Annotated in this window: 10 protein-coding genes; 7 read left to right on the top strand and 3 right to left on the bottom strand. The window is 45.5% G+C overall.

Annotated elements, in window-relative coordinates; translation table 11 throughout:
• The first annotated feature begins 91 nt into the window (after positions 1-91).
• Positions 92-505: a nuclear transport factor 2 family protein gene (locus JGK20_RS01655; protein WP_293175875.1), complete on the top strand. Its 414-nt coding sequence runs from the start codon at positions 92-94 to the stop codon at positions 503-505.
• A 367-nt stretch (positions 506-872) separates the two neighbouring features.
• Here the strand turns inward: JGK20_RS01655 and JGK20_RS01650 are convergent, their stop codons facing one another.
• Positions 873-1,541, bottom strand: coding sequence for a 2OG-Fe dioxygenase family protein (locus tag JGK20_RS01650; RefSeq protein ID WP_293195945.1), 669 nt, complete (start codon positions 1,539-1,541; stop codon positions 873-875).
• Between the two features lie 84 nt (positions 1,542-1,625).
• Between JGK20_RS01650 and JGK20_RS01645 the strand changes: the two genes are divergently transcribed.
• Positions 1,626-1,751, top strand: coding sequence for a hypothetical protein (locus tag JGK20_RS01645; RefSeq protein WP_293175871.1), 126 nt, complete (start codon positions 1,626-1,628; stop codon positions 1,749-1,751).
• Positions 1,752-1,794: 43 nt separating this feature from the next.
• Here the strand turns inward: JGK20_RS01645 and JGK20_RS01640 are convergent, their stop codons facing one another.
• Together JGK20_RS01640 and JGK20_RS01635 are read right to left on the bottom strand one after the other, a co-directional pair.
• Positions 1,795-2,556, bottom strand: a complete 762-nt coding sequence (locus JGK20_RS01640) for an aldolase/citrate lyase family protein (RefSeq protein WP_293175869.1) — start codon at positions 2,554-2,556, stop codon at positions 1,795-1,797.
• Between the two features lie 88 nt (positions 2,557-2,644).
• The gene (locus tag JGK20_RS01635) at positions 2,645-3,157 is read right to left on the bottom strand and encodes a hypothetical protein (RefSeq protein WP_293213743.1); all 513 of its coding nucleotides are present in this window, start codon (positions 3,155-3,157) and stop codon (positions 2,645-2,647) included.
• 133 nt (positions 3,158-3,290) lie between these two features.
• Here JGK20_RS01635 and JGK20_RS01630 point away from each other — a divergent pair, with 133 nt between their 5' ends.
• The 5 genes from JGK20_RS01630 to JGK20_RS01610 all read left to right on the top strand — a co-directional run bounded on the left by JGK20_RS01630 (position 3,291) and on the right by JGK20_RS01610 (position 14,485).
• A complete protein-coding gene (locus tag JGK20_RS01630; protein WP_293229077.1) occupies positions 3,291-5,393 on the top strand; it encodes an FAD-dependent oxidoreductase in 2,103 nt (700 codons plus the stop codon).
• 413 nt (positions 5,394-5,806) lie between these two features.
• Positions 5,807-6,634 (top strand): type I methionyl aminopeptidase, encoded by an 828-nt coding sequence (gene map / locus JGK20_RS01625; RefSeq protein ID WP_293175863.1) that lies wholly within the window; start codon positions 5,807-5,809, stop codon positions 6,632-6,634.
• A gap of 437 nt (positions 6,635-7,071) precedes the next feature.
• Positions 7,072-7,764, top strand: coding sequence for a response regulator transcription factor (locus tag JGK20_RS01620; RefSeq protein WP_293155027.1), 693 nt, complete (start codon positions 7,072-7,074; stop codon positions 7,762-7,764).
• A gap of 509 nt (positions 7,765-8,273) precedes the next feature.
• Positions 8,274-8,651: a hypothetical protein gene (locus JGK20_RS01615; protein WP_293175861.1), complete on the top strand. Its 378-nt coding sequence runs from the start codon at positions 8,274-8,276 to the stop codon at positions 8,649-8,651.
• A gap of 635 nt (positions 8,652-9,286) precedes the next feature.
• A complete protein-coding gene (locus JGK20_RS01610) occupies positions 9,287-14,485 on the top strand; it encodes a hypothetical protein (protein WP_293229028.1) in 5,199 nt (1,732 codons plus the stop codon).
• Positions 14,486-14,590: the final 105 nt, after the last annotated feature.

Genomic DNA, 14,590 nt, shown 5'->3' with positions numbered 1-14,590 from the left:
GCAATTCGAGTTCTATACTAGGGCAATCCCAATTATTTCGCACAAATCGTAAGTCTAGCGGACTTCCTTCCAGTCACAAACAACAAAGCTTATGGAAACCAAACCACCTCTACCGCCCTTTACGCTAGAAACAGCAAAAGCCAAAGTTCAAGCTGCCGAAGATGCCTGGAATACCCGCGATCCCGAACGAGTAGCCCTAGCTTATACAGAAGATTCTGAGTGGAGAAACCGCGCGGAATTCTTCAGCGGACGGGAACAAATCAAAGCTTTTTTAACACGAAAATGGGCAAAAGAATTAGATTACCGTTTAAAGAAAGAACTGTGGAGTTTTACAGATAATCGGATTTCTGTCCGCTTCGAGTATGAATGGCATGATGATTCAGGCTACTGGTATCGCGCCTATGGAAACGAACAGTGGGAATTTGCCGAAAATGGGTTAATGCGAAGACGTGAAGCCAGCATTAATGATGTTCCAATTCTAGAGTCTGAACGCAAATTTCGATAACTCCTAAACCTATCCAAAGGTACGTAGTTGCGCTTCAGCGCTCTTAGGTACGTAGTTGCGCTTCAGCGCTCCAAAGGTACGTAGTTGCGCTTCAGCGCTCCAAAGGTACGTAGTTGCGCTTCAGCGCTCTTAGGTACGTAGTTGCGCTTCAGCGCTCCAAAGGTACGTAGTTGCGCTTCAGCGCTCTAAAGGTACGTAGTTGCGCTTCAGCGCTCCAAAGGTATAGCCTTTTTCAAAAAGTGAGGTATGACTGATACGTTATGTAACCAGTCCCGCTAAGAGGGCTGAAGCCCAACAACGTACCTCACCTTTCTGAGAACCGCTATAGTTGCGCTTTAGCGCTAAAGCGCAACAACATACCTCATCCTCAATCAGTAAGCAAACTAGGAGAAGTGATCACAAAGACATCCCTAGTTCCGACTCCTTCCACTTCCGGTTTAATCGGCGTAGTAAAGTGAAAAAACTCGTGATCGTTGACTAACAGCAATTCTCCCGGATGCAGAATTTTATTAAAAACAGGCTTCTCTTTCTTCGCCAAATACAAATGCGTTTCCCCGCCCACAATATTAGTGCGATCGACCGAGAAAATCGCGATAAAATCAGTACCGTCTTGGTGAATGCCTTCCGGTGCGGGGTTGCCGAAATTTTTCGGCGAACAACTCGTCCTGATTTGATGCACTCCGATTTCAGCTTCCGGGTGAATTTTGCATGAATCGAAGAAAGCAAAAATCAGTTGTTTGAAGTTATCGAGCGCAATTAGCCGATCGTCCAATTCAGCAAATTCCCGCCGGATGTCGCCCACCACCGGATTGTACTCTTTGCTTTGAAACAAATAGCCGTGAGGTAACTTAACTAACTCATTCCCGTTCACGACAAACCGCGACAATCTTCTCGAACGATACTTGCCTTTAATATAAGGATCTACAGGCATATCGTTAAAAAATGGCTTGAAACCTTCTAGCTTAATCGAGTTTACCTTCTTAAAAGTAAACATGAAAGCATAGTCCAAATGAATGGATTCTAATATGGTTTTCATGAATTATTCTCCTTTAAGCCTTGCTCCCCTCTTAAGTTTTGCCTTAAGAAGGTTTATACTTCTACTCTAGCTCAGGTTTTTTGAATGAGTCGTAAAAAATACTACAAAATTTGCAAAGATATCGTAAAGAAGGAAGAAGGAAGAGGGAAGAGGGAAGAGGGAAGAAGGAAGAGGGAAGAGGTAAAAAGACATACACAGCAAGCTTTTTAGCGATCGCTATTTCACATTTAATTAAGTGGATTTACTTAGCAAATTAATTCCGCACTGCTTTGACTAGCGACTGACAAGCCCGCAGGAAGACGGCAACATCGACCCCAACTGCAACGTACTGAACGCCAGCATCAATCCACTGCTTGGCGATTTCCGGGTTGTCGGCAAAAGTACCTGCTGCTTTACCTGCTTTGCGGATGGTTTGCACTGCTTCCTGCATCATGTCGATGACTCGCCGATCGCGAACTTGGCCCGGAATGCCGATCGACTGTGACAGATCGTAAGGCCCCAAAAAAATCACATCAATATGAGGGACTGTCACAATTTCTGCCAGGTTCTCGATGCCACCTTTACCTTCGATGTGAATCACCACCAAGGATTCTTCATTGAGTTTGTCCGTGATATCAACGCCCGCAGCAGTATAACGTCCGGCCCGCGTAGCGAAAGAAAGGCCGCGCGCGCCCAGAGGACTGTATTTAGCGCTTTTGACAGCGATTTCGGCATCGATTTTGCTTTCAATTTGAGGTATTTGAACCCCTGCGCTGCCGATGTCGAGAGCTCGTTGAATTTGTGGGCCGTCGTTTTTGCGGACGCGGACGATGGGTGCAATTCCGACGCAGTCGGCGGCGCGGCACAAATCTTCAGCCGCTAGCGGGTGCAGGGGGCCGTGTTCCATGTCGATGACGGCGAAATCAAATCCAGCATGACCGCAGATTTCCATGAATGCGGGATAGGCGCAGTTCATAAATAAGCCGAGGACTGTTTCGCCTTGTTTGATTTTTTGTTTGAGTTCGTTTTGACGCATAAGTTTGGAATTTTTAACCGCAGATGAACGCGGATTGACGCTGATTATTTTAAATTTTATAGCTCACAAAATCCCGCAACAAGTTACTTTATGTTAAGAGAATTGACATAAATCTTATAGCTGATTTTGCTTCTATTTTAAAAGGAATCAAACACAAAAGCCATGCAAAAATAAACATTCCTAATATCGGTAAAAATATTGGGCCCACAGAGGGTTCTACTAACCAAGCAAATAAAGCAAACATTCCAATACTGCCCGTTGTCCACAGCCAAAGAATCATAAATGCTAGGACTATTTTATGTAAAGTCAGCCTAATTTTGATGGAACAACCAAACGGTTGAGAATGGATATCTCCTTCGATAATTGGCAAAAATGAATTGCGGCCCGTGATGATGCGACTGATTTTGAAGGTATTGCCAGAAATTGTTCCTTCGTAAGGTTTTGCAGGTGGCGGGCCGAAGGGTAGAGTTACTCTAAAAAGTTTGGGAGGAGTGACAACTTCGTCCAACCTGTGCAAAACTTCCGAAAAAGTTAAACTTGTCGTAATTGTTAAACTCTCAAAAGGAATCAAAGATCTAAAAAATTTGACGATTTTAAGCATAAGGTTTATCCTGCTTTTATATAGTTGTTGATGGTATTTATGCCTCTTGTATAAAAAAGTTTGCCCTGACAACACGGCGAAATACCAGTATACTGCAAAATAAACATTTGGATGCGATGAGTGTTGTTCACTTATGTCTAAATTGATTCCACAATCTCCGATTAAACTGCGACGGTATCTATTTTCTTCGCTCAAAGGTCGATCGCTCGTCACCTTCACCCTCAGCCTGATTACCTCCCTCTCGGCTATTACCCCAGCCTTGGCTGCGCTTCCTCGCAATCCCGACAAAGAGGAAACTTGCGACATTCTCGTAGCCGGTGGCGGGCTAGCAGGTGCTGCTACCGCCTACGAAGGTTTGCTGGCGGGGCGCACCGTTTGCATCACCGAAATTACTGACTGGCTGGGCGGTCAAATTTCCTCCCAGGGAACCTCCGCACTAGATGAAAGAGACACTCAGCGATCGCTCTTATTTTACCCGCGCGGCTACCTAGAACTGCGGCAGCGCATCAAGGAACATTACGGGAGACTAAATCCCGGCGGCTGTTGGGTTAGCTATTCCTGTTTTATGCCCTACAACGGCCACAAAATTCTATCTGACATTTTGCAAGATGCCGCAGAAAAAGGCAAAGGGAAGCTGAAATGGTTTCCCAATACGGTGATTAAAGAACTAGCAGTTACTCCGGCCTCGGCGGGGAATGCGGTTGGGGGCCAACAGATTAAAAGTGCGATCGGCATTCAACACAAACCAGCCCCCAATACCGGGCCAATCAACACCGAAACTCTGTCTCAAACCATCGAAGATGCCTATCGCTACGAAAACTCGGCGCGATTTAACAAAACTATTATTCGGTTTACTTCCAAACCACCAAACCAGTCAAAATCCCAACCGAGAGGTGCAGATTGGTTCGTGGTAGATGCGACTGAAACAGGCGAATTAATCGGACTTGCCGATGTTCCCTACCGCCTGGGAATTGACCCGCGTTCTCCTCTGGAACCTTCCTCCGCCAGCCCCAACGGCGACACTTACTGCACCCAAGGTTTTACCTACACTTTTGCCATGGAGGCAACGAAGGAACCGCAGCAGCACCAACAGCCGTCTTTCTATCAACAATACGCTCCTTACTACAGTTATGAATTAGCGAGATTAGCTAGTTTTCCGCTAGTTTTTAGCTACCGCCAAATTAGGAGCATGAGACCGGATGAGCCGCGCCCTGCCGACCCGAAGCAATTCCCGATTTATCCTGGGGATATTTCCATGCAAAACTGGACGTGGGGGAATGATTACCGTCCCGGTTCTGCCGAGGATAATTTAATTTATTCTCGATCGCAATTGGCAGCAAACGGTCAACTGCAACCGGGCGGCTGGATGGGCGGTTTGCGCGCGGAAACTTTGCGCCGCGGTGAAGAGAATGCGAAAGGATATTTCTACTGGCTGGTAGCAGGAACCACTGACTCGCAATTAGGTAATGGAGTGAAAAAGCCTTATCCTAACAATCGCTTTTTGAGCGGCTTGGATTCGCCCATGGGGACGGTTCACGGACTTTCTAAGTATCCTTATATGCGGGAGGGGCGGCGGATTATTGGGCGGCCGACTTTTACTCAACCTCAAGGTTTTACGGTGTGGGAAGTTGATATGTCTCGCAATGATTTTAAGACGGATTTTTACCGCCAGAATTTGTCGGAACAAGAGTATCGCAATTTGTGGCTGGCTTTGGGAGGCTTGAATGCGCCGGCTTTGGCTGTGGGAATTCAGTCTGTTGAGGAGACAAAATCGCGATCGCGCGCCACGATTTATCCTGATAGTGTAGGTATCGGTCATTATGCGATCGACTTTCACCCCTGCATGACCAACAGCCCGCCAGAAGCACCGGGAAACACCGAACGCGAAGGCACTCGCAAAGGTCAAGGATCGGCTTATCCGTTCCAAATTCCCCTGCGGGCAATGATTCCTCAGAAGATTGACAATATGTTAGTGGCGGGTAAAAGTATTGCTGTCAGCCACACGGCAGCGGCTGCTTATCGAGTGCATTCCTTTGAATGGTCTGCTGGGGCTGCTGCGGGAGTTACGGCTGCTTTTTCCCTAGAAAAGGGGATTTTACCCTATGAATTGGTGGACGAATTGCCCTCCCGCGAACCGAATTTGGAGGCGTTACAGTTGCGGTTGCAGCAAAATAAGAATCCGATCGCATTTCCGGGTACTTCTATCTTCAATAGTTCGTGGCAAAACTGGAAATAAATAAGAAGTCATTAGTCAGTTGTCATTAGTCAGAAGGAAGAGGGAAGAAGGAAAAAAGAGGATTGTTCCCATTCTCCCCCTGTCCCCCCTGTCCCCCCTCTCCCCCTCTCCCCCTCTCCCCCTCTCCCTCTCCCGTGCAGATTACCAAGAAAAATATTAAGCTAGCTAAAGGACAAGCGATCGACAGCTCGGAACAACAAACCCGTTTTTCCCCAAAAAACCCAATATTTGCCGTTTTTTGCTTTTATAGCAATCGCCCCAGCGATGAGGACATAAATAACCTCATGAATAGAGCCTCCTAACCCATAGCATCAACGGTTTGATTTCCTGACTGTGCAACTGTCAACTGTCCACTGTCAACTGTCCACTGCTATACCCGCCCTCAAATCACAAAATTACCTGACATTCAATACATGAATATTTTTAGCAGTCTGCTTTCTGGCCCAACTAAAGAACCCCAAGTCACAAAACAGCGTCGAGGCATTGAAATTAAGTCTGAACGCGAAATCGAAATAATGCGGCAAGCAGCGAAAATTGTCGCCACGGTTCTGAAAGAAATTTCTCAACTTGTAAAACCGGGAATGACTACTGCTGATTTGGATGTTTATGCCGAAAGACGCATCCGTGAAATGGGTGCAACTCCAAGTTTTAAAGGTTATCACGGTTTTACTGGTTCAATTTGTTCTAGCATTAATAACGAAGTTGTTCACGGCATCCCCAGCCCTAAAAAAGTAATTCGATCCGGAGATGTTCTCAAAGTAGATACGGGAGCATATTATCAAGGTTTTCACGGCGATTCTTGCATCACGATCGCAGTTGTGGAAGTGACACCGGAATCGGCAAAATTAATTAGAGTTGCAGAAGAAGCTCTCTATAAAGGTATCGAACAAGTCAAGGCTGGTGCTTATTTGCTCGATCTCGCTGGTGCGATCGAAGATCATGTCAAAAGCAACGGTTTTAGCATTGTTGAGGAGTTTACAGGCCACGGTGTCGGGCGCAATTTGCACGAGGAACCGTCGGTTTTCAATTTCCGCACCCGCGAAATGCCTAACGTGAAATTGCGATCGGGTATGACATTGGCGATCGAACCGATTTTGAATGCAGGTTCTAAGTACACTCGGACGCTTGCTGACAAGTGGACTGCTGTAACGGTTGACAATGCTATGTCTGCTCAGTTCGAGCATACTGTGTTGGTGACGGATACCGGTTATGAAATTTTGACCGATCGTTCAAAAGTTTAATTGGGAAGGCTTTAAGAATAGACAAGATTTTCAACAGTTGACAGTTGACAGTTGAAGAACGACCTCTACCTTTAAGTCCGAGGATTGGAATAATCAATAGTCTGATTTTAATTTCTCCCGATCGGGCTTTCAACCAATTCTTTCTGGTAAAAGTCTTTTTGATCAATTTTTCGGGCGACGATCTGAGCATCGTCCCACAACAATCATTTTTGTGGGACGACGATCTGGAGAATCGCCCCAGAAAAAATGATTGTTGTGGGATGGGCCGGAAAGCCAGTCCTAACTATTTTTGTAATCTTGTCTGTTGGATCGAAACCCAACTCAAAACTTTTGAGTTTAATCGCAATTTTTGGAGTTGCTTCTATAGATGGAGTGAAAAAATAGTTGAATTCGGCTAAATTAAAAGATAATAGTGGTAAAACGTAAGGGTAAGGGATATGTCAGCAAGACTATTATTGGTAGATGATGAACCGGGCTTGCGGGAAGCAGTACAAGCTTATTTGGAAGATAGCGATTTTTCGGTTGAGGTTGCCAGTAATGCTCGGGATGGCTGGGAACTCTTGCAGCAGATGAATCCGGATTTGGTGATTTCAGATATTATGATGCCGCAGGTGGACGGCTATCAGTTTCTCAAGCAAGTGCGGGAAGATCCTCGCTATAAGGCTTTGCCGGTGGTGTTTTTGACGGCTAAGGGGATGACTGGCGATCGCATTCAAGGCTATCAAGCAGGCTGCGATGCTTATCTTTCTAAACCCTTCGATCCCGACGAGTTAGTGGCAATTGTCACGAATTTGCTCGCCCGCCGCGCGGCGGCTAAGGAGACGGGCGGCAATGCTGAAAGTCCTGATATTGCTGCTTTGGCCAGCCAAATGGCGAGAATTGAGTCTTTGCTAAGCGGGCGGAGTGCGATCGTCCAAAGTAGTTCGTCGGTTAAAATTGATTTGACTCCGCGAGAGCAAAGTGTTTTGGATTTGGTTGCTCAAGGTTTGATGAATAAGGAAATTGCCCGCCGCTTGGAAACTAGCGTGCGGAATGTGGAAAAGTACGTCAGCCGTTTGTTTAGCAAAACTGGTACTAACAGCCGTACTGAGTTGGTTCGCTACGCTCTCGAACACGGTTTGACAAAGTAGCAACCGTCTCGATTTTGCTGGTGGCTCTTCCTCGCCACTCTGCATTACCAGACTCTTCCTGGTAACGAGAATTCTGTCCAATCAATCAAGGTACGTAGTTGGGCTTCAGCCCTCTTTAGATATATAGCCTTTCGAGCGAAAGATGAGGTATGCCGATGTATGCTGCAACCCTTACGATGTCAAGCTTTTTCTCACAAAATTGCTCCGCGAACCTTTTAGAGAAAGGCTATATGTCCCAAGAGGGCTAAAGCCCAACTACGTACCTATTTACCCTCATTTCCAAAATTACTTACAGGAAAACCTGATTGTTTAAGAGTTTTCAAGTAATCAATAGAAACGGGAAGAGTTAGCCGGATACCCTCCGTCAGGCAAACTTGCCCCGAAGTGTCACATATCGGGTATATTTTCTCGAAAATAAGCGACGATTAAATAATAGCAGCGCAGTCAAGTAGCGGCCGATGTTTAAATTTATAGCAGCACCAAAATTTAGTTGATACTAGGAGGAGATTATGAGGAAAAGCACGGCGCGACAAACGATAAGTGCAATGGTAGCACTGCCGATCGTACTAATTGCCAATAACACTCAAGTTTTAGCTACTGATACCGGTCAGAAAATCGAGCCAAACAAGCAAGTTTCTAATTTAGGTGATGAGCTTGATTTAGAGATGGCGGCACCAACCACAACAATCCTCATTGAAGAAAGCGAAGATTGGGATCGACCTGATTTTTCAGCTACTAATTTAGATATGGAGATTGATAAAATTCTGATCGAAAATGCGATCGAAAATGTGCAAGTTGTCATTGAGGAACCGCCGCCCGTAGTTTATCTCAGTGCGGCGAGGGGCCAGCAAAGCAGGGAATGCAAGATTTCAGCCGTTTGCGAATAACTGCATCAGATTTGTGGGATTTTTGGCGATTCCCTACGGGATAGCTACGCTTCACGACTTTTTTGCTCGGGAGAATGTGAGCCACCGAGGGTAAAAAAAATCAGTAAAATCCGGTTGATTTTCCTGAGATTATGATAATAACAGAGTATGTATTTCTTCGGGTATGTTTTAAGGGCGATCGGCTAATATAATCGGACAGTTTCAGAGCTGAGGTACGGGCAGCTAAAAACAAGGTACGTTGTTGGGCTTTAGCCCTAAGAGTTTAATTGGTTATATAAGCTGTCAGGCATACCTCATCTTTTTGAGAAAGGCTATATTTATTATATCGTTGACCGTTGCATAGGAATGATTTAACCGCAGAGAACACAGAGGACACAGAGAGAGAATAGAACTCTGAATAATTGTGATGTTAGAGGCTACTCCCGAATCCGATCCCCCCTAACCCCCCTTAATAAGGGGGGGGGACAAGAAATATCCTCAAAGTCCCCCTTCTTAAGGGGGATTTAGGGGGATCGAGATATATGCAACTTCACATTAAATTGGTATCAACAGTCAACTGTCAACTGTCAACTGTCAACTGTCAACTATCAACTGTCAACTGAAAGCATCTATATCTATCAGGATTTTCAAATATTATGGTTAATTCGCACTGCCACCAAGACACCGCAGCAGAGCAAAATAAAAGTGCGCTGCAAACTCTCTCCCGGACTCTTTCAATGTCTCAGGGGCAATTTTCGCTGATTTTGGTGCGGTGCAATTACAGTGCGATGCGAGAACAAACTGTACGGCAATTGCGGCAGCAGTCTGGTGTCGAGATTCGAGAAATTGTCCTCCCGAAATCTGTTAAAACTCTGTACACGACGATAGAAACCGAACTTGAAGGCAGCCAGCCTCAAGCTTTAATGGTGTTTGGATTGGAGTCGGTAAGTGCGATCGATCGCGTACTGACATCTACCAACTACGTCAGGGAAGAATTTCGCAATAATTTTCCCTTCCCAGTGGTGCTGTGGGTGACAGACAAAATCTTAAAAAAACTGATTCGGTTAGTCACAGATATCGAGACTTGGACGACAAGTGTTGAATTTGTGCTGGGCCCAGACGAGTTGGTGGATTTTTTGGGCAAAAGTTGCGATCGCATTTTTGCTAAGATTTTAGAAAGCGGCAAATGGCGTTTAAGTAACTCTGCCATTCTCGGAGCCAATTCTTTAGCTGAATTAGAGTCGGCGAGACAAGACTTGCAAACTTGCAACATCAGGTTAGAACCAGCTATTGAAGCAAGCTTGCAATTTATTCGCGCCCGAGACGAATATGCTAGTAACCGCATCCATGCAGCTCTTGAATTGTATCAAAAAAGTCTCAGTTTTTGGAAGTATCAAGTAGCATTTATCGGCCCCAAAACAGAATTTAGTGATTTGTTATTTACCGTTCACCCTGCACCAGTATTAGAGGGAATTCTAGTATTTCACATCGGTCTTTGCTACCGTTTTCAAGCAGAAAAACACCGCAGTGGCAACCGTCCTTACTGGACGGAAGCTAAAAATTATTTTCAGCAATGTATTGATGTTCTCGAACGCGCGGGACAGCCATATCTCGTCGGTATATTCATCAATCAACTAGGCGAAGTATTGCAGCATTTAGAAGATTGGGATGCACTCTGGAATTTAGCTATCAAAGCTCGGAGGTTACATGAAAATATGGAAAACTCAACAGTTAATTTGGCTCAAGATTACGGCTTTTTGGCTAGAGTAGCCTTAGAGCAAAAGAATTGGCAAGGGGCGAAAGAATGGGCTTTAGTCGCCCTACAAGCTCTCAACTCAAAATTTGAAGCGACGGGACACGCAACGCCTCTAACATCGCAGCATCTAGGCTTATATCTGTTAATTTTAGCAGAGGCTCAGAGCGAGTTGGGCGAGATTGAGGAGGCGATCGCACATTTAGAGCTAGCTCGATCGCAAACCGAACCTTGCTACAACCCGCAACTGTATTTGCGGGTTTTAGAAATGCTGCGAGGATTCTATTTTCAGCGGGGAGAATATCTCAAAGCATTTCAGCTTAAGCAAGATTATCGAGCGGTAGAACATACGTATCGCTTCCGAGCTTTTATTGGAGCCGGAAAATTGCAGCCACACAGAGAAGCGATTAATCCCGCCGAAACAGTTGCCGCCGCTCCTACTATTGCTGACGAAATTACCGCTTCCGGTAGAGAAGCAGACCTCAATCGCTTGATATATAGGATGAACAATACCCCGGACAAACTGACAGTAATTTACGGTCAGTCTGGAGTTGGCAAAAGTTCAATTGTCACCGGGGGATTAGTGCCGGCTCTCAAGCAAAAAAAGATCGAAATGCGGACTGTTTTGCCTGTAGTGCTGCAAGTTTACAACAACTGGCCGCGGGAATTGACCAGACAGTTATCTGCCGGGAAAGCTGAAATATTCGATCGCGACATTTTCGATGCAGTACCGGGATCGGCTTCGGGAGATTTGAGCGCAGCAGGCGCAGCCAACGGCAATCTGCGGCAGGAATTTAACGGCGGCTCGGTTGGAGTAAATCAGGATCGGATTGAGCAGTCACAGCCTGTAGAAGTAATTGTCGAAAAACAGGCGATCGAATATGAGAAAATCATCAAAGAGTTGCAAACAAACTCAGAACATCTAGTAACTGTTCTGATATTTGACCAATTTGAAGAATTCTTTTTCGTGTGGAAAGAGCCTGCGGAAAGACAGATATTCTTTGATTTTTTGCGGGAATGCTTGACAATCAAGTATTTAAAAGTCGTCCTGTCTTTGCGGGAAGATTACCTGCACTATTTGCTGGAATTTTCCCGACCCAAAAACCCAACAAAATTTATCAACAATGATATTTTGGCGGACGTTCTCAGCAAAGATATTCTGTTTTATTTGGGTAATTTTTCCCAGGGCGATGCGCGAGCGGTAATTCGCACTTTAACTGAACGATCGCAGTTTTACTTAGAACCGGAGCTGATCGAAGAATTAGTCAAAGATTTAGCTGGAGAATTGGGAGAAGTCCGCCCGATCGAACTGCAACTTGTGGGCGCTCAACTCCAACAAGAGGACATTAGAACTTTAACTCAATATCAGGAACTGGGCAACAGTCCCCAACAAAAATTAGTCGAAAGATTTCTCGAAGAAGTCATCAAAGATTGCGGGCCAGAAAATGAAGGGGCTGCTCGCCGAATATTGTATTTTCTCACAGATGAAGATGAGATTCGACCCCTGAAAACCCGCGCCGAATTAGCCTCCGATCTAGCGATATTTGCAGCCACTGATAAATTAGATTTAGTCTTAGAACTGTTAGTCAAATCCGGTTTAGTTTTTCGGTGGACTGAACTGCCGGCAGAGCTTTATCAGCTCGTTCACGACTATCTAGTTAGCTTCATCCGCCAGCAGCAGGAATTAGATAAAAAAGCAGAATTTGAGGAACTACGCAAGCAAAACCAAATTAACCGAGATGAAATTGAACAAATTCGTAAAGACAGAGAGCGAGATGCTTTGCTGTCGGAAGCTAGAGACAACCAGCGCTTAGCTAGAGACAAACAGCACCAAGCGGAAGCTCAACTTTATCAAACTCGGAGATGGCAATTGCGGGCGGCGATTCTAGGAGTGCTGGTACTCGGAGGTGTTTCTTGGATAGGATTCGAGCAAGCAAAATTAGCAGAAAGCGCGCGGCAAGAAGCAGAAACAAGTCGGACTGATGCCCTAAATTCCGCATCGGAGGCTTTGGTGCTTTCTAATGAAAAAAATCAATTAGGAGTGTTGGAAAATAGTATCAAAATCGGTCGCGATTCTCTGAAAAGTACGGCGCTGCCTGTGGATACTAAAAATAAGATTGCTGAGAGGCTCAGACAAGCAGTTTCGGGGGTGCAAGAACGCAACCGTTTTGAGCAGCACAGCAAGTTTGTTTTGGATGTGAGTGTGAGTCCAGATGGCAATTCAGTTGCTTCGGCAAGTGCTGACAAAACGGTTAAATTGTGGAGCAAAGAAGGTAAGTTATTAAAGACTTTCAAGCACGGCGATAGCGTGACGAGTGTTAGTTTTAGCCCGGATGGGAAAACGATCGCAACTGGTGGCGCCGATCGCACAATTAAAATTTGGCAAGTGGATAACGACAAAAGTGCGATCGTAACTTTATCCGGCCACACCAAAATTGTTACCAGCGTCAGTTTCAGCCCCGACGGCAAAACCCTAGCTTCCGGGAGTCACGACAACACCGTCAAAATCTGGAACCTGGAAACAAAAAAATTGCTGCAAACCTTAACCAAACACAAAGACTGGGTGCTCGGCGTCAGTTTCAGCCCCGACGGCAAAACAATTGCGACCGCAAGTGTTGACAAAACTATCAAACTTTGGAATCGCAAAGGTAAAACCCAGAAATTTCAAATTAATCCCAAAACATTAACCAAACATTCTGACATTGTTTACAGCGTGAAGTTCAGTCCCGACAGCCAACAAATCGTCTCAGCCAGTGCCGACACCACAGCCAAAATTTGGAATCGAAAGGGTGAGGAAATCAAAACTCTCAAAGGACACAACGACGGAGTTGTCAGCGCGAGTTTCAGTCGCGACGGCGAAAAGATAGTTACAGGCAGCGCCGACGATACCGTAAAAATTTGGAGTCGCAGCGGCAATTTGCTCAACACTTTTCGAGGACATCAAGACGACGTGAGGGCCGTAACTTTCAGCAGCGACGGCACGATTGCTTCCGCCAGCAAGGACAAGATGGTGAAACTTTGGCAACCAAACAGCACTCCGTTGAATAAGATTTTATCCGGGCATGGAGATTGGGTTTATAAAGTCAGTTTTAGTGGGGACGGCAAAACAATTGCATCTGCTAGTGGCGATAATACGGTAAGACTTTGGCGCCCTGATGGGAGTTTAATCAAAACCTTAACAGACCACAAGGATTCTGTTACCTGGACGAGCTTTTCGCCAGACAATAAAACTGTGGCTTCTGCCAGCGATGACAAAACCGTGAAAGTCTGGAGTTTAAACGGGAAACTGTTAGATACCCTGCGTCATAGTGGCCTTGTGAGAAGCGTGAGTTTTAGTCCAGATGGCAAGATAATTGCCGCCGCCAGTGCCGATCGCAAATTGTATCTCTGGCGCTGGAACGGTACTAAAGCAACAATGCTTGCAAAACTCGATCACAGCAATCCAGTAATTAGCGTTAGTTTCAGCCCTGACGGCAAAACAATTGCTACTGCTACCGCTGCTGAGAATAAAGCAAGTGAAACACAAAATGATGCTGAAATGGCTGGAGAAAAGAGAGTTTACCTCTGGCAATTTAACGGTACATCGGCGAAGATGCTGAAATCTCTCGATCACGCAGACAGTGTAAGAAATGTCAGTTTCAGTCCAGATGGTAAGACTATTGCTGCTGGTTGTGCTGACAAAAAAGTTTACTTGTGGGCTTTTGATGGTAAGACAGCTAATTTAACTGAAAAACTCAACCACAGCGATACTGTGGAAAGCGTGAGTTTCAGCGCAGACGGCAAATTGATTGCGGCAGCGAGTGCGGGAAATACTGTTAAGCTGTGGAATTTTGACGGCAAGAAGGCGCTGCTATCGAAGACTTTGGAATCGAGCGATCGGGTGTTGAGCGTTACTTTTAGTTCTGACAGCAAAACTCTGGGTTTTGCTAGCAGGGATCGGACTGTAATTCTGTTACCTGTGGAGAATTTGGAGCTAAATAATATTATTGCTCGGAGTTGCGAGTGGTTGGGGGATTATTTACAGAATGACCCAAATGTCGCTGAGGGCGATCGATTGCTTTGTCTTGGGTTTGGCAAACAGTCGTTCAATAAGAATAAGTAAAGCTACAGGTACGTAGTTGCGCTTCAGCGCTCTTAAGGTACGTAGTTGCGCTTCAGCGCTCTTAAGGTACGTAGTTGCGCTTCAGCGCTCTTAAGGTACGTAGTT

The sequence above is a fragment of the Microcoleus sp. PH2017_05_CCC_O_A genome, from assembly GCF_020738785.1.
Taxonomy (GTDB): Bacteria; Cyanobacteriota; Cyanobacteriia; order Cyanobacteriales; family Microcoleaceae; genus Microcoleus.
This window is presented reverse-complemented; position numbering and strand designations above follow the sequence as displayed.

Coding starts and splice junctions, on each gene's coding strand:
- JGK20_RS01655 (WP_293175875.1), top strand. CDS start 92: ATGGAAACCAAACCACCTCTACCGCCCTTTACGCTAGAAACAGCAAAA.
- JGK20_RS01650 (WP_293195945.1), bottom strand. CDS start 1,541: ATGAAAACCATATTAGAATCCATTCATTTGGACTATGCTTTCATGTTT.
- JGK20_RS01645 (WP_293175871.1), top strand. CDS start 1,626: ATGAGTCGTAAAAAATACTACAAAATTTGCAAAGATATCGTAAAGAAG.
- JGK20_RS01640 (WP_293175869.1), bottom strand. CDS start 2,556: ATGCGTCAAAACGAACTCAAACAAAAAATCAAACAAGGCGAAACAGTC.
- JGK20_RS01635 (WP_293213743.1), bottom strand. CDS start 3,157: ATGCTTAAAATCGTCAAATTTTTTAGATCTTTGATTCCTTTTGAGAGT.
- JGK20_RS01630 (WP_293229077.1), top strand. CDS start 3,291: ATGTCTAAATTGATTCCACAATCTCCGATTAAACTGCGACGGTATCTA.
- map (WP_293175863.1), top strand. CDS start 5,807: ATGAATATTTTTAGCAGTCTGCTTTCTGGCCCAACTAAAGAACCCCAA.
- JGK20_RS01620 (WP_293155027.1), top strand. CDS start 7,072: ATGTCAGCAAGACTATTATTGGTAGATGATGAACCGGGCTTGCGGGAA.
- JGK20_RS01615 (WP_293175861.1), top strand. CDS start 8,274: ATGAGGAAAAGCACGGCGCGACAAACGATAAGTGCAATGGTAGCACTG.
- JGK20_RS01610 (WP_293229028.1), top strand. CDS start 9,287: ATGGTTAATTCGCACTGCCACCAAGACACCGCAGCAGAGCAAAATAAA.